We start from the raw sequence: 23,195 nt of genomic DNA, 5'->3' as shown, positions 1-23,195 counted from the left end.
AATGCAAATCCTATTTGTTGCATAGGAATCACATTTTTTGTGAAGTTTTTCATATTATTACTATGCGCAAAAAAGGAAGTTCAAATTCGAACTTCCTTTTCTTTATCGGCAAATATCAAATTTTTTTTGATACAGCCCCATTTATTCATGTAATATGTAGCTTATTTTGGATAAATATATTTGTTTCTATACTCTACAGGAGTCATATTATATTATTTTTTAAATACACGATAAAAATGACTAGTATTAGAATAACCAACAATATCGATTATATTATTTATAGATATATCGGCGTTTCTAAGTAGTTCACAGGCTTTTTGAGTTTTTATATCTTGAATTATATTTATAAAGCTTTTCCCTATATAATCCTTTAAAATACGAGACATTTGACGTTCGCTATAGTTGAAATATACTGATAAATCTTTAAGTGTTATTGATTTATAATTACTTGAAATATAATTCATTATATTAACAATATTTGTATCAAGTGTATTACCTAGAGGATTAGGAACAATTACTGTTTATTCATAGCTTCTAAGTAAAGTTATAAATAACTTAGTTGTTAGTGTGTTTAACATACGTTCAGAATAACTTAAAGATAAGTTAAATTCGGAGTGCATCTCTAATATTAAAGATTGAATAATTATATCATTTCCAGTTGGAAATAATAAGTATGATTCAGAAGTGGGTGAATATAGTGCTCTAGAGAAGAAGGATGATAGGATATCCTTATTTCTAAGTGTACCAAAAAATGCACTTTCAAAGGTACTTGCTTTAATTAGTAAATTAAATACTATAGAGTCATCATTAAAAACGCTTATAGCATGAGAAGTACCAGGAGCTAAAATACAAAGATCACCTTTTTTCATATTGATTGATTGGTCAGAAATCTCATTTATACAACTGCCGTTTGCAACATAGATAACTTCAAAAAAGCTATGTGTATGAATAAAACAAGGACTGTAACGAAGATGTTTGCTAACCAATACATCATAAGGAGCAGGTATAATATTTTCTTCCATAAACTCTCTTGATGGATCATAAGAAGAATCAGAGCCACCTTTTTTACAATTACATAAACTATCTAATAAAGAAGATACATGTTTTACTGTTTTAGCTTTATCTAATGTAAATTCTGGATTGTTAATAAATATGTTTTTATACATCATTTCAGATGATGATAGAGATAGATATGTATCTAAATTTAAAAAGTTCATTTTAAGTTTCCCCCAAATAAAATAACTTTACATAATAATATTATATAACGATTACAATACATAAGCTATATGAAAGTATAAAATGTCAGAAATGGACTATAAGTAATGGCATTTATAAGCATAGTAGAGAGTGAGAAACTATAATATCATAAGAATATAGCTATGATAAATGATTAAACATCGATGTGTAAACAATTACTCAATATTAAGACTAGGAGGAAGTAGATGTCGACAGAGAGAATCAACTTGGAGGGACAGTGGATTTCTAAGTTTCCTAAAGAGTATAACTATGATGCATCAGATTATTATGATGACAATCCAAATACTTTAATAAGAAAAGAATTCAACATAAAAAAAACAAATAGTAACTATTACTTAAATGTAGGTTGTCTTGGATATTATATAGCTTATATCAATGGTAAGAGAGTTGGAGATTATGAACTTAACTCTGATTGGACTCAATATGATAAAACTATATATTACGACACCTATGAAGTAAGTGAATTATTAACTGATGGCAAAAATGTAATTTCATTTGAACTAGACAATGGTATGTATAATCCAGCACCTTTAAGATTGTTTGGAAAATATAATTTAAGAGAACGATTAAGATTAATAGGTGAGCCTTGTTTAATTGCAAGTATTCATGAGAATGAGATATGTATATTAAAAACAGATAAGTCATGGAAAGTAAGTGATGGCCCTCTACTATTTAATAATTTATATATTGGTGAGAGATTTGATGCTAGACAAGCTCAAGATCATTGGAAGCTAATAGGATTTGATGATCTTAATTGGAAAGAAGCAATTATAGATAATAATAAAAAAGGTAAATTAGTTAAAAGTAAAATTCCTAAGGTAAAGAGGAAAAAAATCCTTGAACCAATATCTATAAATATTAATAGTAAAGGAAATTTAATTATTGATTTTGGAGAGACCTTATCAGCTGTAATTAATATTTCATTTTTAGGAGTTAAAGATAAAAGCGTTAAGCTAGTTTATGCTGAAAATATTAATGAAGATAATACTGTTAATTGTGATTCTTCTTTAGCAGGAAATGTTGGAGTAGTACTTGAAGGCGTAAACATTAGGTTTGATGGAGGACCTGGAGCTCCAGAGCAGGCAATGCAAGTAGATGAAATTATATCTAAGGATGGAGAAAATCATTATACAAACAAGTTTACTTACCATTCATTTAGATATGTTGAAGTTTCAGGATTAAAGAAAGATGATTTAAAGAGTATAACAGCAACTTACGTTTATACAGATGTAGATGTAGTTGGTAAATTAGAAACAGATAATAGTTGGATTAATAAATTATATGATTTAGCTTTAAAGACTAAGTTAAATAATATTCATTCAGTTTTTGAAGATTGTGCAAGAGAACGTTTAGGTTATGGGGGAGATATAGTTGCATTAGCTACATCAAGTCTTTTTATGTTTGATTTAGATAAAATGTATGAAAAAACAGTTATAGATTTTAGACAAGATCAAACTAAAAAAGGGGGAGTACCTGAAACAGCTCCGTATATGGGGATTCAAACTAACGGTACAGGTGAAGGTGAGGGGCCTATATTATGGCAATTAGCTTATCCGTATCTAGTATATAAACATTATCAATATTACGGAGATAAAGAGTTAATATTAGATGAATATGAATATTTAAGAAAACAAATGTTGTATTTGAAGTCAATAGGAATTGAAGAATTACAAGATAAGTGCTTAGGAGACCATGGCAGTAGTGATACTAAGGTTAGCTTCAAAGTTGGAACTCCAGATAAGAAATTCTTAGCATGTTGTGCATATTATTTATTCCTACAGTATAACAGATATTTTGCTATGTTAGTAGAGGATATGATTTATAAAGAATATGAAGAAGAGTTAGTAAAGGTAAAAGCATTTATTGATGATAACTTTAAAAATGATGATGGAACATACGGCAATAAATCTCAAAGTAGCTTTGCATTTGCAATTTTTACCCATATTTCTGATGAACCAGAAAAGCTATGTAAAATGTATGTAGATAAAATAAAAGAAGATAATGGGTATTTACGTTCAGGTATTTTTGGAATGATGATGACTTTTGAAGTATTAAATAAATATGGATATGATGAGGTTATTGAAGAATGGTTGTTTAAAGATGAATATCCGAGTATAGGAAATATGATTAAAGAGGGAAAAACAGCTCTATCAGAACAATTTGATATGAAGAATTGCTCTCATAATCATGCAATGTTTTCAAGTTATGCTCAATGGTTTTATCAAGGATTAGCTGGAATAAGAGTTAATGATGAAGCTATAAAAGCTAATAAAATTACTTTAAAACCATATTTCTCAAAAAAAGTAAATCAAGTTGAATGTACCTTTAAAACATTATCAGGAGAGATAAGTAGTAATTGGAAAGTAGAAAATGGACAAGTAATATGGAAGTTTAATATTCCAGGAGATATTGAGAAGTTTGATGTTATACTTTCAAGTGATTATTCAGTTATAGAAACAAACTATAACGGGAAAAGAAGAGAAAATGGTCAGTATTATATGATAATAAAGCTTTAATTTAAACTTAATTAAAAAATGTAGATATTAAAGAGAGAAAGTTTTGATAAAAGTATTGAAGTCAAAAGTATGAGAGGAGAATTTAATATGAAAGAAAAAGTTGGGGGATTCGGAAATTTTATAGAGAGTAAGTTACTTCCAGTAGCTGATAAGTTTAGTAGACAAAGACATTTAACTGCATTAAGAGATGGTATGTTAGCATATCTTCCATTTACAATTATTTCATCAATATTCTTGATAATAGCATTTTTACCTATTCCGGGGTATTCAGAATTTATGACTAATTTATTTAATGATGGAGGAGCTTGGGTAGGAAAGCTTGTATATGTAACAAATTCCACTAATGATGTTGCAGGTTTCTTCGTGTTATTTGCCACTGCGTACAGCTTAGCTAAGTCATATAATGTTGACAAGCTACAAGCATCATTAACAGCATTAGCAGCATTTTTAGTAGTTACACCTTATATTTCAGGTGATGCTGGAACTGCAATTCCTATGGTTAAAGTAGGAGCACAAGCTATGTTCGTTGCATTTATAGTTGCAATGGTTTCTGTAGAGATATATAGAAGAATGGAACAAAAGGGAATAGTTATAAAGATGCCAGATGCGGTACCACCTGCAGTTGCAAAGCCATTTGCTTCTTTAGTACCAGCATTTGTTACAATCTTAGTTTTCTGGATTGTAAGAGTTATTTTTGATGTAGCACTTAATTCAGATTTATTTACTACTATTAATTTAATTATTGGAAAACCTTTATTATTATTAGGTGGAAGTTTAGGTGGATTTGTTTTTGCATTATTATTCGAGCAATTCTTATGGTTCTTTGGTATTCATGGTGGATCAATAGTTTCATCTGGAGCTATGAATCCTATCTGGACTATGTTAGAAGATGCCAATAGAGTAGCATCTATTGCAGGTGAAGCACCAGTAAATATTATCGGTTCAAGTTTTAGAACAGCTTTTGCAAGTATAGGTGTTGTTGGATGTGTAATTGCAATGGTTATAGTAGCAAAAAGTAAGCAATACAAAGAAGTTGGAAAAGTTGGTCTTGTACCATACTGCTTTAATATAGGTGAACCAGTTTTATTTGGGGTACCACTAATGTTAAACCCAATATACTTTATACCACTAGTAATAACACCAGCAGTATCATCACTAATAGCATATGCAGCACTAGCATTTAAATTAGTACCTATTCCAACAGGATTAGCACAATTACCTTGGACAACTCCACCAATAATAAGTGGATATCTAGTTACTGGAAGTATTTCAGGTTCTATTTTACAAATTGTATTATTAGTTGTAGCAACACTCATTTGGTTACCTTTCGTAAAGATTGCAGATAAACAAATTTATGTAGAAGAACAAAAAAGAGAAATGGAAATGAGTAAATAGATAATAATTATATGGTAAAAAGTTTAGGGTAGGAGAATAATATGAAAAGAAATTTTATTAGATATATATCAACGTTAGTTACAGTATTTTATATCTTTTCTATAACAGGATGTGCTAGCTCAAATAAAGAAAGTACAAGTGATAATGTTACCAATACTGTTACAGATGAAGTTAGTGAAGAACCAGTAGAAAATATATTAACTTTAACCAATAGTGAAGTTACAGAAGGTTATTCTTATTACATGTATAATGCACTTGTAGATGGATATACATCAATAAGAAGCGATGTATTAACTCCCAAATATTATATATTTGCTGGTAATAAGTCTGAAGAAGATGCTAATAATTTAATTGCTGATTTAGGGTTACTTGAAAATGTTAGAGAATGGGCTGGAGAAGTATATGTTATTAGTCCTTTAAGTGGTGAAGTATATGATGACAAGGATAAAGAAGCATTTATTGATTTAGTCGGAGGAGCAATTAATAATGTAAAAGTAATTGGGATAGATGATGGAGCTACATTTGTAAATAACTATATTTCACAATCATGCTATTTTATCGCTGGAATGATGATTTATGGTGGTCAAATGGATGATGGATTAGAAAAAAATGATGTAGTACCTGTCTATGCAAGTAATACATGTGATGTTGCAGTAGAGTTTTATCAAAATATAAATGATGCTACAAAGAAGAGTGAAAAAGATAATTATGTTTTATATGAAAATGAAGATAAGCCACTACAAAAGGTTGTTGTTGCTTCTAAGGAAGAAACATTAAAAGAAGCATTTAATAATGCATGGGAAAGTGTATTATCAAGAAATTATAGACAACATAATGATATTGCAGAATTTTATATGCTTAGTGCAAGATCTGCTACAGAAAATTATGATTTAATAGAAGCTCCTATATTTGAAGAGTTAGGAATAACTTATAATCAAGAGATTGATCAAAATATAACAGGTATGGATGGAAAGTATACATGGTTTGAATACGTACCTAATACAGTTGCATCAAGTAAGGAAAATACGGTGCCTTTAGTTGTATCTTTACATGGAAATCAAAATGATCCCAGATTACAAGGAGATTCGACAGGCTGGCCAGAGTTAGCTGCAAAGGAAAACTTTATTGTTGTATCACCAGAATGGCAAGAAAAAGAAGTTAACTTTTTCAAATGTGATGGTTTAGGTGGAGATGGAGTTATGAATTTAGTAGAGGATTTAAAAGTAAAATATCCTCAAATAGATCCATCTAGAATTTATGTGACAGGACTTTCAATTGGAGGGGCTGAATCATTTTTATTAGGAATGAAGTATAGTAATATATTTGCAGGAGTAGGTGTTGTTTCTGGAGTTAATGTATTTGCTAATGAAGTAATAGAAATAGCTAACAATTATACTGCTGGAGAAATTCCATTACTATATTTATGTGGAGATCACGATTTCTTCCAAATGATACCTGTAGATGGAAGCAGTGAGTATGGAACAGCGTTCTTATTTGGAAATCAGGTATGGGATGAAGATGAAAATGTCCATATATTCAGCTCACTTCAAGCGTATCAAAAGGTAAATGGATTAGAAGTAAGCGAAATGGATATGAGTGCTAATGAATATTACGGCATTGCATTAGATGACCAAAAGTGGACAACACTAGGCGATAAAGAAATGTATACAGGTACATTATCTAATGAAAATGGTGTAGTTATGGAGTTAGCAGCGATTAAAGATTTAGCACACTGGAACTACAAACCAGAGGCAGAGTACATGTGGAACTTCTTTAAAAGATATAGTAGAGACGTTGAAACAGGGGAGTTAATATTTAACAATTAGATATTAAAATTAAATTATAAATTATTTAGAGCTGGTACAGTAATGTATCAGCTCTAATATCATTTAAGTGAAATTATAATAAGTAAATTACATTGATAACAGGTAAGTATTTTAATATAATAGTTATAATTAAATAAAGAAAATTTAAGGATATAGAATTTTATGAGAGAAGATATATTAAAGAAGTTATTTGAATTGACAGAAGAGGAAAAACAGATATTAGAAGGAGAGGCTGATGTTGATAAGAGCATCTATACAGATGAGAGCCAGTTTATTATTGATAGCAATAAGATATTAGCAAAGGATCAACTTATAAATATTAGAAAACATACTAGATTTGTAGAATTTCCAGAACATAAACATAATTACATTGAGTTTAATTACGTATATAAAGGAAAACTAACAGAAGTTATTTATAATAAAGAGATAAATCTAAAAGAAGGAGAAATAATATTTTTAAATAAAGATATAACACATAAAATTAAGGAAAGTTCAAAAGATGATATAATAATTAATTTTATTATTAAGCCTGAATTTTTTGATTTTTTACTATCTTTATCTAATGAGGAAAATACTATTTTTAGCTTTTTATTAAAGTCAATATATATGAATAACAATAAAGGTGAATATCTCTATTTTAAAGTTAACGATGAAAGATATATTCAAGAAATATTAGAGAAAATAATTATAGAGATATATGAACCTAGTATGATAAGTAGTACAAGCATTAAACTATTGGTAGGCTTATTAATAGTTGAATTAATAAAGACACCAGATAAAATTGAAATGTATTCAGAAGATAATTATGATAGCCTTATGGTTATTGATGTATTTAAGTATATAGATAATAATTATGCTAAAGCCACTTTAACAGAAGTTTCTGAAAGGTTAAATCAGCCTAATTATAAAATAAGTAAGCTTATAAAAAAACATACAGATATGACATTTAAGGAATTGCTTCAAGAAAAAAGGCTTGATATAGCTAAGAAACTATTAAGTGATACAGAGTTACCAATAGTAGAAGTCATTACTTCAGTAGGTTATGAAAATCTTACATATTTCTATAAGATATTTAAAGAAAAATATGGATGCACACCAAATGAATTTAAAAGTTATGATATTTAAAAATGCAAATAAGGTTAATAAATTAGGCAACTTTGGTTATTAAGACCAAGGTTGTTTTTTTGTATACTTAAGATAATAAATAGCATATGAGAGGTAAAGGGATGAAGATACTTAGAGTTCTTATAAGAGCTATGAAAGAGTTGTTACATGAAACTATAGAAAGAAATGGATTATTGAGCTTAGAAACTATAAGTTTAAGTCAAAGGTTAGATAAGCTTATATACATAAAACAGAAGAGTATAGCTGAGAGCTATATTAACTGTTAACCAAATAGGATTAATTAAAGGGGGAGAGTTATGAGTTATCATTTAGCTATTGATATAGGGGCTTCTAGTGGGAGACATATACTTGGAAGTTTAAAAGATGGCAAGCTTCAATTAGAAGAGATATATAGATTCGATAATGGTATTCATAAAATTGATGATGAATATTGTTGGAATCTTAAAGCGTTATTTAAGGAAATAAAAAATGGTATCAAAAAGTGTAAGGAAGTTGGAAAGATACCTAAAACAATAGGAATAGATACATGGGCAGTAGATTTTGTTTTGTTAGATCAAAATGATGAGGTTTTAGGAAATACAGTATCTTACAGGGATGATAGAACAGAAGGGATTATGGAGAAAGCTTTTGAAGTTATTCCAAAGGATATGTTGTATTTACACACAGGGATACAATTTCAAAGGTTTAATACATTATATCAATTACTTGCAATTAAAGATAAAAAGCCAGAGATTCTTGATAATGCAAAAGCATTTTTGATGATACCAGATTATCTTAATTTATTGTTAACTGGGCAGAAGGTAAACGAGTATACAAATGCAACTTCAACTCAGCTAGTAAACTCTTTTGATAGAGTATGGGATGAAAATATCTTAAAAGAGTATGGAATAAATAAAGAAATCTTTGGAGAGATAAAAATGCCTAAAACAAGCTTAGGTAATTTAAGAGATGAATTAGTAGAAGAGTTCGGCTTTGACATGGAAGTTATACTTCCAGCTACTCATGATACAGGATCAGCCTTTATTTCTTCAGTTTGTAATGATTCAGATAGTATATATGTAAGTTCTGGTACGTGGTCATTAATTGGTGTGGAAAATAGGTTCCCAATATGTGTACCTCAAGCTATGGATTATAACTTTACAAACGAAGGGGGAATTGATTATAGATTTAGATTTTTAAAAAATATAATGGGTCTTTGGGTTATACAAGAGGTAAAAAGAAATTTATATCATAAATACTCTTTTGGTGAGTTAGTCCAAGAAGCAAATAAGCATAAAGATTTTCCTTCTATTATAGATGTAGATCATGATAGATTTTTAAATCCAAATAATATGATAGATGAAATAAAGCTTTACTGTATGGAAACAGGGCAAAGAGTACCAGAATTAGTTGGGGAAATTGCTTATTGTGTATTTAACAGCTTAGCTTATAGTTATAAAAAAGCAGTAGGAAACTTAGAAGAAATATTTGAAAAGAGCTTTGAAAGAATAAATATATTTGGTGGTGGCTGCCAAAATAATTTATTAAATCAATTAGTTGCAAATGCTACTGGCAAAGAAGTGTTAGCAGGACCAATAGAAGCAACAGCAATAGGAAATCTTGCAGCTCAATTAATAAGTACTGGAATTCTAGAAGATTTAGGACAAGCTAGAAATGTAATTAAAGAATCATTTGAGATAAATATATTTAAACCAAATAAAGGAGAGATTTAATATGAATGTTAAGGAAAAATATGAATTAGCAAAAGAGCAATATGAAAAATGGGGAATAGATGTAGACAAGGTTTTAGAAGAGCTTAATAAAGTAAAGGTATCGATACATTGTTGGCAAGGTGATGATGTAAAGGGATTTGAAGTAGTTCAAAATGCATTATCAGGAGGAATTCAATGTAATGGTAATTATCCAGGAGCTGCAAGAAATGCTGAAGAGTTAAGAGCAGATTTAGATAAAGCATTAAGCTTAATTCCTGGTAATCATAAGGTAAATCTTCACGCTATTTACTTAGAAAGCAATGGAGAAGTTGTTGAAAGAGACCAAATAAAGCCAGAACACTTTGCAAATTGGGTAAACTGGGCAAAAGAAAGAGGATTAGGATTAGATTTTAATCCAACAATATTCTCTCATCCTAAAGCTTCAGATGGATTAACATTATCTCACCCAGATAAAGAAATAAGAGATTTCTGGATAAGACATTCTATTGCATCAAGAAAAATTGGAGAATACTTTGGTAAAGAATTAGGACAAACTTGCTTAACAAATCTTTGGATTCCAGATGGATATAAGGATATTCCTGCAGATAGATTAGGGCCAAGAGCAAGACTTAAGGATTCTTTAGAACAAATATATGCAGTTGAAACTGATAAAAACTATAACTTAGACTGTGTAGAATCAAAAGTATTTGGAATTGGTGCAGAAAGCTATACTGTAGGTTCTAATGAGTTTTATTTAAAATTTGCAGCTGAAAATGGCATTCTTTCATTAATGGATACAGGACATTATCATCCAACAGAAGTAGTTTCAGATAAATTATCAGCAATGTTATTATTTGATGAAAAGGTTGCATTACATGTAAGTAGACCAGTTAGATGGGACAGTGATCATGTTGTAATTTATGATGATGAATTAAAGGAAATCGCAAAAGAAATAGTAAGAAATGATGCTTTAGATAGAGTTATTATTGGATTAGATTTTTTTGATGCAAGCATTAACAGAATAGCAGCATGGACTATTGGAACAAGAAACATGATTAAAGCATTATTAAATGCAATGTTAACACCAAATGAAGTATTAAGAAAGCTTCAAGATGAAGGAAACTTCACAGAAAGATTAGCTTTAATGGAAGAATTTAAAACTTATCCAATAGGAGATGTTTGGAATTATTACTGTGAAAAGAATAATGTACCAGTAGGTGAAACTTGGTTAAAAGAAGTTAAAGAATATGAAGAGAAAGTTTTATCAAAGAGAAACTAGTATATAAATAATTTAAGGTATAAATATAGCTCAAAATTGATGTGAAAACGTAGAAAGTAGGAGTAACTATGAGATTAAATAACGTGAATTTTATTAAAAACTTTATGAAGATAACTGAGGATGCTTGGGAAAAAGGATGGCATGAAAGAAATGGTGGAAATATTACTTATAGATTAACACCAGAAGATATTAAGGAAATCTCCCTATCAATTAAATACAATAATGGATGGAATAGAATAGGTGTAAAAGTACCTAACTTAGCTAATGAGTATTTTTTAGTAACTGGAAGTGGAAAGTTTATAAGAAATATATCAGTGGATTTAGAATCAAATATCGGAATAATTAAAATAGATGAAACAGGTGAAAAATATAAGATAGTTTGGGGCTTAATAAATGGAGCTAAGCCAACAAGTGAATTACCATCACATCTTATGAGTCATTCAATTAAATTTGATGTAACAGGTGGAAAGCATAGAGTAATAATGCATTCACATGCAACTAACTTAATAGCGTTAACATTTGTACTACCATTAGATGGAGCAGTATTTACAAGAGAGCTATGGGAAATGGCAACAGAGTGTCCAGTTGTATTTCCCACAGGAGTAGGCGTTGTTCCTTGGATGGTTCCAGGAGGAGCAGAAATAGCAGAAGCAACAAGTAAATTAATGAAGAAACATGACATAGTTCTTTGGGCTCATCATGGGGTATTCTGTTCAGGAGAAGATTTAGATTTAACTTTTGGTCTTATGGATACAGTAGAAAAATCAGCTGAAATACTTGTAAAAGTATTATCTATGGGTGGAAAGAGACAAACTATAACTTCAAATAATTTTAGAGAATTAGCTAAAGACTTTAATGTAACTATCTCTGAAGAGTATTTAAAATAAATATAAAGTTGAAGAAATCAAGTAGAAGAGTGTATAGACTTTTTTGAGAATGTCAATATTACAATTTGCTTGGTTTCTTTTTTATTTATTAGTGATTTTAATAAAATAGTAAATATTTAAAATGATTAAACAAGAATTTAATTATTCATTTTAAGGAAATAATTGAAATTTATATTGACTTAAAGTTAACTTTAAGTAGTAACATAGGAGAGAGAAAATTTTCAGTTGAAAAAATAATTATAAAGGGGAAAAATAATGGAAAATAAAATGGGAACAGAAGAGATTAGAAAGCTACTTATAAAAATGAGTTTGCCATTAATGATTAGTTTATTAATAAGCAATCTTTATAATCTAATAGACAGTATGTATGTATCAAGTTTAGGAGAAAGTGCCTTAAGTGCAGTTTCATTATCTGCACCTATAATGATGATGATGGCTGCATTTGGAAGTGGTAATGCAATAGGGTTAAATGCAGTATTATCAAAGGCTCTAGGTGAGAAGAATGATGATAAAGTTAAAAAGGCAATAAGAACAGCTTTATTTTTAGCATTAGCATCATATATAGTTATTGTTACATCAAGGCTTATAATAGTAGAACCGTATTTTAATTCACAGACTAATGATGCAGAAATTATAAGACAAGGAACAGAGTATTTAAATACAGTAATGTTTTTAGCCTTTGGAGTAATGTTTCAGTGGGTTCTTGAAAGACTTTTAATTTCAACAGGGAAGACAAAATTATTTATGATTACTTTATCATCAGGAGCAATTATAAATATAATTCTAGATCCAGTGTTCATATTTGGACTATCTGCCTTAGGTATTCCAGCATTAGGAGTTAAGGGTGCAGCAGTTGCAACAGTATTTGGACAAACATTTTCAGCATTTTTAGCATTATACTTTAACTACAAATTCAACAAAGATTTAGATATGAAGTTTAGTATAATACCAGATTGGCATACCTTTATTGAAATGTTGAAAACAGGGATACCAACAGCCTTTATGCAAGGTTTTGTATCAGTGGTGACAATGGGTGTAAATATGATTTTGATATCATTTAGTACTACAGCAGTTGCAATATATGGAGTTGTATTAAAAGTATTGAATATGATACTAATTATGCCTCATGGGATGGGACTTGGAGTTATACCAGTAGTTGCCTATAATTATGGTGCTAAAAAAAGAAGTAGAGTAAAAGAAGCAATAAAGTTTAGTGTGATATTTAGTATAGTAGTTGGAACTATAGGAATGATAATACTAAATATTATCCCAGCATTAATACTAAATATGTTTAATCCAACTGAAGAAATGCAATCAATTGGAATAACTGCTATTAGAATATTAAGCGTAACAATTCCACTTGGAGGAATAAGTATAGTCTTATCATCATTCTTCCAAGGGTTAGGATTAGCAAAGTATAGTATGTACTTATCTTTAGCAAGGCAAATTATATTATTGATGCCAATAGTATTTTTATTATCATTAACAGAAGTGCTACCATTAGTATGGTTAGGCTTTCCAATAGCTGAAGGATTAGCTATAATAATAGGATATATGTTGTATAAACGTTCAAATATAGAGGTAATAAGTAAAATTGAAGAAGAACTTGAAGAGAAGTGTATTTAGTATTATTAATTAAAATATAAAATTATAAATTGAGTAATAAAAAACAGCTTTTAATATTAAAAAATGGAGAGAAGAATATGATAAAAGAATTTAATATAAATCAATTAGATGAAGTGATGAAAATTTGGCTTGAAGTTAATGAAGATGCCCATAGTTTTATATCAAAAGAGTATTGGAATAATAATTATGAATTAGTTAAGAGTTTATTACCAGATGCAAATATTTATGTGTTTGAAGAAGATAATATTATAAAAGGATTTATAGGTATTATTGAGGATGGATATATTGCTGGAATTTTTATAAAGAATGAATATCAAAGAGAAGGAATAGGGCATAAATTGATAGAGTATAGCAAATCCAAATATAAAGAACTTTCATTGAATGTTTATGCTAAAAATGAAAATGCATTAAATTTTTATTATAAAAATAACTTCAAAGCATTAGGTAGTAAGATTAATGAAGAAACAAATGAACTTGAATATACTATGGTTTATAAGAATAATTAATCTTAGACATAAAATACTTTAACACTTTACAAATAAGAGAATTTAAGTATATATAAATGAAAACACTGTATTATTCAAAAAGGGAATAAGCGGTGTTTTTTATTAGCAATTCTAAAATAGTATGAGAGTTATATGTGCATATGAACTAAGGGGTTGACAGTTATAGTTACGGCATTAAATAGTTTAGTTATTAAAGAGTTACAAGTATAATTGAACAATATTACTTTTAAATAAAATACTCGTAAATGATGATAAAATAAAAAAACATAAACCAAACTGAGTATTAATAAAAGTTGTATAAATACTACAATCACAAAGGAGATAAATTATTAAATTAAAGAAAATGGTTGTTGAAATATCAGACGAAGATATAATCAATTTTATGAAACTACAAAATAAAGTAATAGTATATGTATTTAAATGGATTTAAAGGTAATGAAAAGAGTGGATTATTACTTTTGTAGAGTATATGCATAAAAATTATCTAAGTTTTTTTCTTATGGTATAATATTTATATGATTTTATTAAATGGAGGTAGGACTTATGGTGAAATGTAATAATTTATATGATAATAAAAATATAGATGTTATAGCATCAAAGGGTGGTGTTAAAGTACTTGAATATAAAAAAGATTTAAGTGTTAACACTGCAAATGCTATGGCTGCATATTATGCATCAGAGATGAACGTAAGAAGAAGACAAGTATTAATTGAATTAAATGGCAATGCATATACAATTAGTGCTGGGGCAATGCAATGGACTTCTGGGAATGTGAAAATGGCAGCGGATGTTAAAGGGATTGGAGACTTTTTTGGAAAAGCAATTTCTTCAAAGGTTACAAAGGAATCAGCCATTAAACCTAAATATGAAGGAACTGGATTACTAATGTTAGAGCCTACATATAAACATATTCTTCTTGAAGATGTTTCTGAGTGGAATGGATTAGTTCTAGATGATGGACTTTTTCTTGCTTGTGAATCAAGAATAAAACAGAAGGTAGTTGCAAGAACTAATTTATCTTCAGCAATGTTAGGAAATGAAGGTTTATTTAATTTATGTCTTGAAGGAGACGGTATTGCAATTCTTGAAAGTCCAGTGCCAAGAGATGAACTTATAGAATTTATATTAGAAAATGATGAAGTAAGAATTGATGGTAACTTTGCTATTGCATGGTCAAAATCTTTAGATTTTAGAGTAGAAAAGTCAAGTAAAAGCTTAGTAGGATCAGCAGTTTCAGGCGAAGGTTTTGTAAATGTGTATCGAGGAACAGGTAAAATCCTTATGGCACCTATAATTTAATACAAAATTAATTGTAACAAAAAGGATGTGTTTAAACACATCCTTTTATCATAAAGTCTTTACTTAAATAATTAACAATATTACTTTTAAATAAAATACTCGTAAATGATGATTAAATATAAAAAAACAAACCAAACTGATCATTTTACACAATAACAAGCAAAACAAAATTTAGGAATGAAATAGATAAATACGATGAAAGATAAATATAGGGTAAATTAAGTAAGGAAATAATTTGATGGTAAAAAATGTTTATATATAGTTTTTAATTATGTATAATTTATTTATAAAAACAATTATATTTAATATTTAGTATAGTATCTATAAATTATATAAAGTTAAATTAGGAGAGGAATATAGATATGAAGCAAGAAAAGGAAAAGAGAAAGAAACAAATTAAAGCGTTAAATGAACCTCCAAAGCTTACGATTTTAGAAGAGGTTGGTAATGCAGTTGTCCATGGTATAGGAGCAGGGCTTGCAATAGCGGGATTTATTCTACTTCTATTAAAATCAGATACAGGTCTTAAGGTGATGGCATCTTGTTTTTATGGGATAAGTTTATTTCTATTAATGATTATGAGTACCTTATATCATGCTTTTAAAAGTGGGTCTAAGGTAAAACGCTTATGGAGAAGGTTTGATTATTGTTCTATTTATCTTTTAATTGGAGGAACATTCGCACCGTTGTACCTAGTGTATTGGGGGAATACCCTTGGAATAATTATTTTCTCTATACAATGGGCCTTAATTGTTTTAGGGATAGTGATGATTAGCGTTTTTGGACCAGGAAGATTTAAATGGTTACATTTTTCTTTATATTTTATAATTGGATGGAGTGGATTAGTGTTCTTGCCAGACTGGTTTCATAATAATAGACCACTTATGTGGATGATTTTAATTGGTGGGGTTGTATATACTGTTGGAATGATTCCATTTACAAAAGATAAAAAGTATTCACATTTTATATGGCACTTTTTTGTGATGATAGGTGCAATTCTGCATTGGATTGGTATTTATTATTACATTTATTAAAATATAAAAAAGATAAGGAGCTTCGTGTTATATGATGCTCCTTTTGATATAAAGTATAAAGTTTAATGATTTTATTAATAAAAATACTTATTATATTAATTTTATTAAAATAGTTACTATTCCAAGAATTCCAAGACATGTACCTACAATTCTATTTAATTTTTTAATCTCACACTTATTTGCAAATTTTGCACTAACATATGCACCAATAAGACAAAAGATTGTAACTAATAACATAGGAATAGGTTGTAGTATAGCTCCCATAGAGATATGACTTATTGCACCGGTTAAAGCAATAAGAGTCATAATCATAGTGCTTGTCCCTACAGCAACTTTTAAATTATACCCAAGGAGTAATGTAAATACTGTAAGCATTAAAATTCCTCCGCCACTTCCAGTAAATCCACAAATCCAACCTATACCACATCCCAAAAACATTGCTTGTAGGATCTTTTTCTTACTTATTTGATTTATTCCAGATTTTGCATCATGACCTTTTTCAATAGGTTTTACTAAAAACTTTATCCCAAGAAAAATTGTAGTTGCCATAGAAATATAGCCTAGGCCATCGGGTTGTGACTGTGAGAAAAGATATCCGCTATAGCTACCAATGATAGATCCTATAAAAGCTGTTATTGTAACAAGCATTCCATTCTTTAAATCAATATTTCTATTTTTATAATAAGTGTACGCTGTCAATAGACTAGCAAGCACATCTGCTGAAAGTGCTACTGTTACAGCATCATAACTCTGCCATCCACATACACTAACAAGCAAAGGGGTAATAACTACTGCTGCAGAAAGACCAGCAAGTCCTGTTACAACACCTGACCCAATTCCTGCTAAAATATAAACAAGATATAACATGACATACTCTCCTTTTAATACTAATATTGTTTCAGTTTACATCTTAACATTTTACATTATATAACAATCGTTCGCAATTTAATTAATAATATATTAACAATTAATTTAGATTATAGTCTATAAACTCTTGTGCTAATGGTATTTTTAACTCAACTACCAATGGGTATTAATTATTGTAATAGGGAATCGGTTGAGGAAGATACAAAAGCTTTTTTACTTTAAATATATTTTGATATAATTTAATTAAAGATAGATATATATGAGGAGAATAATATGAGAAAAACAAGATTTTTATATCAGCATGGTAAAAGTAAAGCTTTAACAATAAGCTATGATGATGGTGTTCAATTTGATGAGAAATTAGTAAAAATACTTAATAGATATAAATTAAAGGCCACATTTAATGTTAATTCAGGTATTAAGCCAGGAACTACTTGGATAAATAAAGGTATAGATGTAACAAGAATAAATTTAGTGGAAAATAAAGATCTTTATAAAGAACATGAGATAGCAATTCATACTTTAACACATCCACATTTAGAGAAATTAAATGAAAATGAGATTCTTAAAGAAGTTTTAGAAGATAAAATTAACTTAGAAAGAATTTATGGAGGAGTAATTAGAGGAATGTCTTATCCTTTTGGAACATATAACTCAAAGGTTAAAGATATTATTAGAACATGCGGAGTTGACTATTCAAGAACTGTTGTTGAAAATGAGGATTTTACATTGCCAAATGATTTTCTAGAATGGCATTCAACTTGTAGACATGCTAATCCAAGATTAATGGAAATAACAAAGAGATTCTTAGAAAAAGAAGATGGTGAGTTAGATTTATTTTATATTTGGGGACATAGTTATGAATTTGAAGTTGATAATAATTGGGAGCTTATTGAAGAGTTTGCTGAGAAGGTCAGTAATAAAGAAGATATTTGGTACGCAACAAATATAGAAGTTTATGATTATATAACTGCTGTTAGGTCGCTTAAGTTTTCTGGAAATAAGTCAAGAGTTTACAATCCAAGTGCTTTAGACGTATGGATTAGTGTTGATGGAAAAACTGTAAAAATAGACTCAAGAGAAACAATTGAATTATTATAAAAGTAGAATCTTGATTTATTCTAGTAAGATTCTACTAAATTTTAAATATCAGTTACTGTTAGCAAACAAAAACAAGTTTTTATAGGATGTTTTATAAATAATAAAAAATAACCTAATAAAATAAACAAAAGGTTCTAAATGCTTATATTTAGAACCTTTTGTTTATTTTATTGATTTTCTTCTTCATGATTTTTAAGTATCAAATTAGATCTTCTATTATCTAGCGGATTATGATTCTTAAATTCTATATATTGATTTTCTTGAGGTTTCATAATAACCTTCCAAAGAGGAAGTCTACCTTCAGGAGTATTTGCAACAACTGAAACATTACCATGAGTTTTATGAAGAACCCAACTATAAGTATCGTTTATTACTAAAGCTAAGTCTTCTTTAGATATTAATGCATAGCCTTCTTTTTTATCAAGTTTATCCTTTAATATTATAGAAATAGTATTTTCGTCTTTTTCTTCGTATTCATTACCACTATTCTTTTTAGCTATATCTAAATTACATCTTCTATTATCTAAAGTGTCACCATTTAAATATTTTATAGGTGCCTTTGGACTAACCTTTAACAGTACGCTTGCTATGCTTTGCTTTAAAGGCTTATTTTTGCTATTTTTCTTAGTTTTACTTATATTTTGAGCTATATAATTGTTATAATCTTTATTCCATTCTGCAAACCAAGTTCCCATATCATTTATTAAAGCTAAATCATCCTCATCTATTTTTGTAATAAGTTCTGTTCCGTCTTTTTTTAGAATTGTAATGTAAACAACATTATCTTTTACTTCATAAGAGTTTCCTATATTTTTATATATCGGTTTCATTTTTACACCTCATAATATCTATATTTTATTAATTTTTTATTTGTCCACAAAATAATACTTTTAACTACTTACTTTATTATAGACTAAAATCTAATTATGTAAACTATATTATATAATATGTATTCAAATATTTTCCATAAGGTAATAACTAGTTAAAAAGTATGAAATTATAAAAAGTATTAATTTATTAGTAATTTCTTCATACAAAATTTTATTTAATGTATAATTGAAAATATATCATATAGCTTATGATAAAATTTAATATACAAAAGGGGAGATTTATTATGAAAAAGCTTATAAAGGTGATGTCATTAATTTTATGTTTAAGCTTATTAATAAGTTGTGGTACTGAGAAGCTTAGTGATAAGTATAATGAGGAAGAAATAAAGGGAGTATCAGAACAAATAATAAATAATTTGAATCATAATAATTATGAGGCAGTTTATGATATGAGTACAGATGCTTTAAAAGAAACCATTTCTGAAGGAACATTAGAAAGTATATGGACAGGCATTAGCGAACAGGTAGGAGCTTTTAAAAAAATATTAAATTATGAAGTAAGAGAAAAAGATGGAAATCCAGTAACTGCTGTTAAGACGGAATATCTTGAGAAAAATGTAAGATTTATCTTTGTATTTACAGAAGATTTAAAGCTAGATGCAATGGATATAAATTAGTAGAAAGATATTACTAAAAGATCATACAAATTATTGTGTGATAAATTTTGCTAAAAATGATAATGAAGAAGCTTTGGAAAAGTTAAATAATGCATTAGATAAGAGTAAGTGATATAATGTATTGACTAAAGAAAAAAAGGAGTAATTTTATAATGGAATTAAGCATAAATGAAATTAATGAATTAAGTGCAGTAGAACTTTTAGAAAGAGCTTATGGTAAAAAGTTAGAAAGTAAGAAAACTGTATTGGAATATATAGAAATAGTAAAATTTTTAAGAGATCCTGAAGTTAATCCAGAAAAGGTTCAAGAAACATACAATCTTATATACAACAGTATAGATAAAATGAATGATTCAGTAAAACCAAATACTATAATGTTCTTAATGAATGCTTTAAAGGCTCAGTTAGGTAAATTTGTAAGTGATAAAGATCCTAAAAAAGAACATGGATTTATCAAATACTTTAAGCTAGCATATCCAGCGAAGATGAGAGGTAAGGGATTTACAAGAGTTCTTATGAATATAAATAATATAACAGATGAGCAGATATGGACTACTATTACGTATATTAATAGAGGCTATATAAAGAGGGAAATATATCTTACTGGTGATGACAAAATAGCTATAAAAGAGATGGTAGGAAAGTTAGTTGCAAAGAATAATATTAAATATGTTAATCAAGTAAAGAGTATGGAAAAATTACTAAGTGCTTTAGGTATTAAAGTAATAAATGTAGATGGTAAGTTTAAAATAAAATAAATGTTAAATTACCCCAAAGGTTTGTAAAAATATAAGCCTTTGGGGCATTTTTATTTTCAAATTGTATTTTGGGTTAGAGAAATAAAAGCTTTTAATCATAACATTAATATTACGTATTAATTAAAATAATTAGTTAAATTATGAATATAATACAGTAACAGCATTAATTTGTTAAATTAAATATAAGGAGGATAATGTATGACAGAAAGCAAATGTCCAGTGACAGGAAGGAGTAGTAAAGATATGTCTGGTGAAGGATATACAACAAAAGATTGGTGGCCAGACCAATTAAATCTTCAAATTCTTCATCAAAATTCAGATTTAAGTAATCCAATGTCTAAATGTTTTGACTATGCTGAAGAATTCAAAAAACTAGACCTTAAAGAGATAAAAAATGATTTGTATAAGTTAATGACAGATTCTCAAGACTGGTGGCCTGCTGATTACGGTCACTATGGCCCATTATTTATTCGTATGGCATGGCATAGTGCAGGAACATATAGGATTGGAGATGGTAGAGGTGGTGCTGGTAAAGGAACACAACGTTTTGCACCTCTTAATAGTTGGCCAGATAACGTTAATCTAGATAAAGCACGTCGTTTACTTTGGCCTATTAAAAAGAAATATGGAAATAAAATATCTTGGGCGGATCTTATGATATTGGCAGGTAACTGTGCATTTGAATCTATGGGAATAAAACTGATAGGTTTTGGTGGTGGACGTGAAGATGTATGGGAGCCACAAGAAGAGATTTATTGGGGAAGTGCAAAAAAATGGCTTGGAGATAATAAAATGTCAAGTGATGGAGAATTAGAAAATCCACTTGCGGCTGTCCAAATGGGATTAATTTATGTAAATCCGGAAGGGCCAAATGGAAAACCAGATCCAATGGCATCAGCTAAAGATGTTAGAGAAACTTTCTCACGTATGGCTATGAATGACGAGGAAACTGTTGCACTTATAGCAGGGGGACATACCTTTGGTAAGTGTCATGGTGCAGGTCCTGCTACATATGTTGGTCCTGCACCAGAGGCTGCACCTATTGAGGAACAAGGACTAGGATGGAAGAATAGTTATGGAAGTGGTAATGGTGAATATACTATAGGTAGTGGAATAGAAGGTGCATGGAAAGCAAATCCTACACAGTGGAATATGGGTTATCTAAAAACATTATTTAAATATAAATGGGAGTTAGTTAAAAGTCCTGCAGGAGCATATCAATGGTTAGCGATTAATGTTGATGAAGAGGATATGGTAGTTGATGCACACGATCCTTTAAAGAAACATAGACCTATGATGACTACAGCAGATTTATCACTTATTACTGATCCTAAATATAAAGCAATAGCATTAGATTATTTAGAAAATCCAGAGAAATTTGCTGATGCTTTCGCACGTGCATGGTTTAAATTAACTCATAGAGATATGGGGCCAATATCAAGATATCTTGGACCAGATGTTCCAACTGAAAGGTTTATTTGGCAAGATCCTGTGCCAGTAGTTAATCATAAATTGATTAATAAAAAGGATATCATACATCTTAAGAAAAAGATTCTATCATCTGGATTATCTATATGTGAGCTTGTTAAAGTAGCTTGGGAATCTGCATCAACATTCCGTGGTTCAGATAAACGTGGTGGTGCAAACGGTGCAAGAATACGTCTTGAACCACAAAAAAATTGGGAAGTAAATGAGCCAGAAGAGCTTAATAATGTTCTAAATGTATTAGAAGAAATCCAGGTAAAGTTTAATAAATCACAATCTGGAAATAAGAAGGTTTCTCTAGCAGATATTATTGTACTTGCTGGATGTGCTGGTATTGAACAAGCTGCAAAAAATGCAGGATATGATATTATTGTTCCTTTTACTCCAGGCCGTACTGATGCAACTCAAGATCAAACAGATATAAATTCATTCAGCGTACTTGAACCTAAAGCAGACGGATTTAGAAACTATATAAAAAGTGAAATTTCAGCAAAACCAGAAGAAATGTTAATTGACCGTGCACAACTATTAACACTAACTGCTCCTGAAATGACAGTATTAATTGGTGGGATGCGTGTGTTAAATATAAATTATAAGCAGTCTAAAGATGGTGTATTTACAAATAAAACTGAATGTCTTACAAATGATTTCTTCCAAAATCTCCTTGATATGAATACAGTATGGAAACCAATAGATGAAGATAAGCAAAGATTTGAAGGTTGTGATAGAGAGACAGGAAAGGTAAAATGGACAGCAACAAGAGTTGATCTTATTTTTGGTTCTAATTCGCAACTTCGTGCAATAGCTGAAGTATATGCATGTGATGATAATAAAGAAAAGTTTTTGCAAGATTTCGTAAATGCTTGGAATAAAGTTATGAATGCAGACCGTTTTGATATAAAAAGATAAAAACTAGACCTTGAAGGTCCAGTAAATTTCCAGTGGCAAGCAGTTGCTTGTCACTTTTCTAGAAACCAATGTATCTTATTGACTTATACTGTATCAAATTATATAATTATTTCCAATTGATAAAATA

The 23,195-nt window shown here is 29.1% G+C and carries 19 protein-coding genes; 16 read left to right on the top strand and 3 right to left on the bottom strand.

What is annotated here, in order from left to right:
- Positions 1 to 521 precede the first annotated feature (521 nt).
- Positions 522 to 1,217 (bottom strand): AraC family ligand binding domain-containing protein, encoded by a 696-nt coding sequence (locus H8S10_RS10290; RefSeq protein WP_186838812.1) that lies wholly within the window; start codon positions 1,215 to 1,217, stop codon positions 522 to 524.
- A 225-nt stretch (positions 1,218 to 1,442) separates the two neighbouring features.
- On the opposite strand from H8S10_RS10290, the gene H8S10_RS10285 reads away from it, so the two are divergent.
- The 12 genes from H8S10_RS10285 to H8S10_RS10230 all read left to right on the top strand — a co-directional run bounded on the left by H8S10_RS10285 (position 1,443) and on the right by H8S10_RS10230 (position 16,441).
- Entirely contained in the window at positions 1,443 to 3,773 is a 2,331-nt protein-coding gene (locus H8S10_RS10285; RefSeq protein ID WP_186838811.1) for a family 78 glycoside hydrolase catalytic domain, read from the top strand.
- 87 nt (positions 3,774 to 3,860) lie between these two features.
- Positions 3,861 to 5,168 carry a PTS transporter subunit EIIC gene (locus H8S10_RS10280; protein ID WP_055266864.1) on the top strand — a complete coding sequence of 436 codons (1,308 nt, stop codon included), beginning with the start codon at positions 3,861 to 3,863 and terminating at the stop codon, positions 5,166 to 5,168.
- A gap of 41 nt (positions 5,169 to 5,209) precedes the next feature.
- Positions 5,210 to 6,994 (top strand): PHB depolymerase family esterase, encoded by a 1,785-nt coding sequence (locus H8S10_RS10275; RefSeq protein ID WP_186838810.1) that lies wholly within the window; start codon positions 5,210 to 5,212, stop codon positions 6,992 to 6,994.
- A 162-nt stretch (positions 6,995 to 7,156) separates the two neighbouring features.
- Positions 7,157 to 8,119: an AraC family transcriptional regulator gene (locus tag H8S10_RS10270; protein WP_186838809.1), complete on the top strand. Its 963-nt coding sequence runs from the start codon at positions 7,157 to 7,159 to the stop codon at positions 8,117 to 8,119.
- Between the two features lie 101 nt (positions 8,120 to 8,220).
- Positions 8,221 to 8,385 (top strand): aspartyl-phosphate phosphatase Spo0E family protein, encoded by a 165-nt coding sequence (locus H8S10_RS10265; protein ID WP_148315771.1) that lies wholly within the window; start codon positions 8,221 to 8,223, stop codon positions 8,383 to 8,385.
- Between the two features lie 30 nt (positions 8,386 to 8,415).
- Positions 8,416 to 9,831, top strand: coding sequence for a rhamnulokinase (gene rhaB / locus H8S10_RS10260; RefSeq protein WP_186838808.1), 1,416 nt, complete (start codon positions 8,416 to 8,418; stop codon positions 9,829 to 9,831).
- 1 nt (position 9,832) lies between these two features.
- The gene (gene rhaA, locus H8S10_RS10255; protein WP_186838807.1) at positions 9,833 to 11,089 is read left to right on the top strand and encodes an L-rhamnose isomerase; all 1,257 of its coding nucleotides are present in this window, start codon (positions 9,833 to 9,835) and stop codon (positions 11,087 to 11,089) included.
- 68 nt (positions 11,090 to 11,157) lie between these two features.
- A complete protein-coding gene (gene rhaD / locus H8S10_RS10250; RefSeq protein WP_186838806.1) occupies positions 11,158 to 11,976 on the top strand; it encodes a rhamnulose-1-phosphate aldolase in 819 nt (272 codons plus the stop codon).
- Between the two features lie 255 nt (positions 11,977 to 12,231).
- Positions 12,232 to 13,602 (top strand): MATE family efflux transporter, encoded by a 1,371-nt coding sequence (locus H8S10_RS10245; RefSeq protein WP_186838805.1) that lies wholly within the window; start codon positions 12,232 to 12,234, stop codon positions 13,600 to 13,602.
- A gap of 77 nt (positions 13,603 to 13,679) precedes the next feature.
- Entirely contained in the window at positions 13,680 to 14,108 is a 429-nt protein-coding gene (locus H8S10_RS10240) for an N-acetyltransferase (protein WP_186838804.1), read from the top strand.
- Positions 14,109 to 14,651: 543 nt separating this feature from the next.
- Positions 14,652 to 15,407: an AIM24 family protein gene (locus tag H8S10_RS10235; protein ID WP_055266878.1), complete on the top strand. Its 756-nt coding sequence runs from the start codon at positions 14,652 to 14,654 to the stop codon at positions 15,405 to 15,407.
- Between the two features lie 362 nt (positions 15,408 to 15,769).
- Positions 15,770 to 16,441, top strand: coding sequence for a hemolysin III family protein (locus H8S10_RS10230; RefSeq protein WP_055266888.1), 672 nt, complete (start codon positions 15,770 to 15,772; stop codon positions 16,439 to 16,441).
- A 90-nt stretch (positions 16,442 to 16,531) separates the two neighbouring features.
- Here H8S10_RS10230 and H8S10_RS10225 read toward each other — a convergent pair whose 3' ends face one another.
- On the bottom strand, positions 16,532 to 17,308 hold the full coding sequence (locus H8S10_RS10225; protein WP_186838803.1) for a sulfite exporter TauE/SafE family protein: 777 nt from the start codon (positions 17,306 to 17,308) through the stop codon (positions 16,532 to 16,534).
- Positions 17,309 to 17,581: 273 nt separating this feature from the next.
- Between H8S10_RS10225 and H8S10_RS10220 the strand changes: the two genes are divergently transcribed.
- Complete coding sequence (locus H8S10_RS10220; protein WP_186838802.1) at positions 17,582 to 18,409, top strand: polysaccharide deacetylase family protein; 828 nt, start codon at positions 17,582 to 17,584, stop codon at positions 18,407 to 18,409.
- Positions 18,410 to 18,576: 167 nt separating this feature from the next.
- Here H8S10_RS10220 and H8S10_RS10215 read toward each other — a convergent pair whose 3' ends face one another.
- Complete coding sequence (locus H8S10_RS10215; protein ID WP_055266896.1) at positions 18,577 to 19,239, bottom strand: hypothetical protein; 663 nt, start codon at positions 19,237 to 19,239, stop codon at positions 18,577 to 18,579.
- Between the two features lie 284 nt (positions 19,240 to 19,523).
- On the opposite strand from H8S10_RS10215, the gene H8S10_RS10210 reads away from it, so the two are divergent.
- From H8S10_RS10210 to katG, 3 genes are all read left to right on the top strand, one after another.
- Positions 19,524 to 19,916 (top strand): DUF3887 domain-containing protein, encoded by a 393-nt coding sequence (locus tag H8S10_RS10210; protein ID WP_186838801.1) that lies wholly within the window; start codon positions 19,524 to 19,526, stop codon positions 19,914 to 19,916.
- Between the two features lie 152 nt (positions 19,917 to 20,068).
- Positions 20,069 to 20,674: a hypothetical protein gene (locus tag H8S10_RS10205; RefSeq protein WP_055266900.1), complete on the top strand. Its 606-nt coding sequence runs from the start codon at positions 20,069 to 20,071 to the stop codon at positions 20,672 to 20,674.
- A gap of 198 nt (positions 20,675 to 20,872) precedes the next feature.
- Positions 20,873 to 23,068: a catalase/peroxidase HPI gene (katG, locus tag H8S10_RS10200; RefSeq protein ID WP_055266902.1), complete on the top strand. Its 2,196-nt coding sequence runs from the start codon at positions 20,873 to 20,875 to the stop codon at positions 23,066 to 23,068.
- The last annotated feature ends 127 nt before the right edge of the window (positions 23,069 to 23,195 follow it).

Source organism: Clostridium sp. NSJ-49, from assembly GCF_014287725.1.
In the GTDB taxonomy this organism is placed as follows: Bacteria; Bacillota; Clostridia; order Clostridiales; family Clostridiaceae; genus Clostridium; species Clostridium disporicum_B.
The sequence above is the reverse complement of the archived record's forward strand: the minus strand, read 5'-3'. Positions and strand labels throughout refer to the sequence as shown.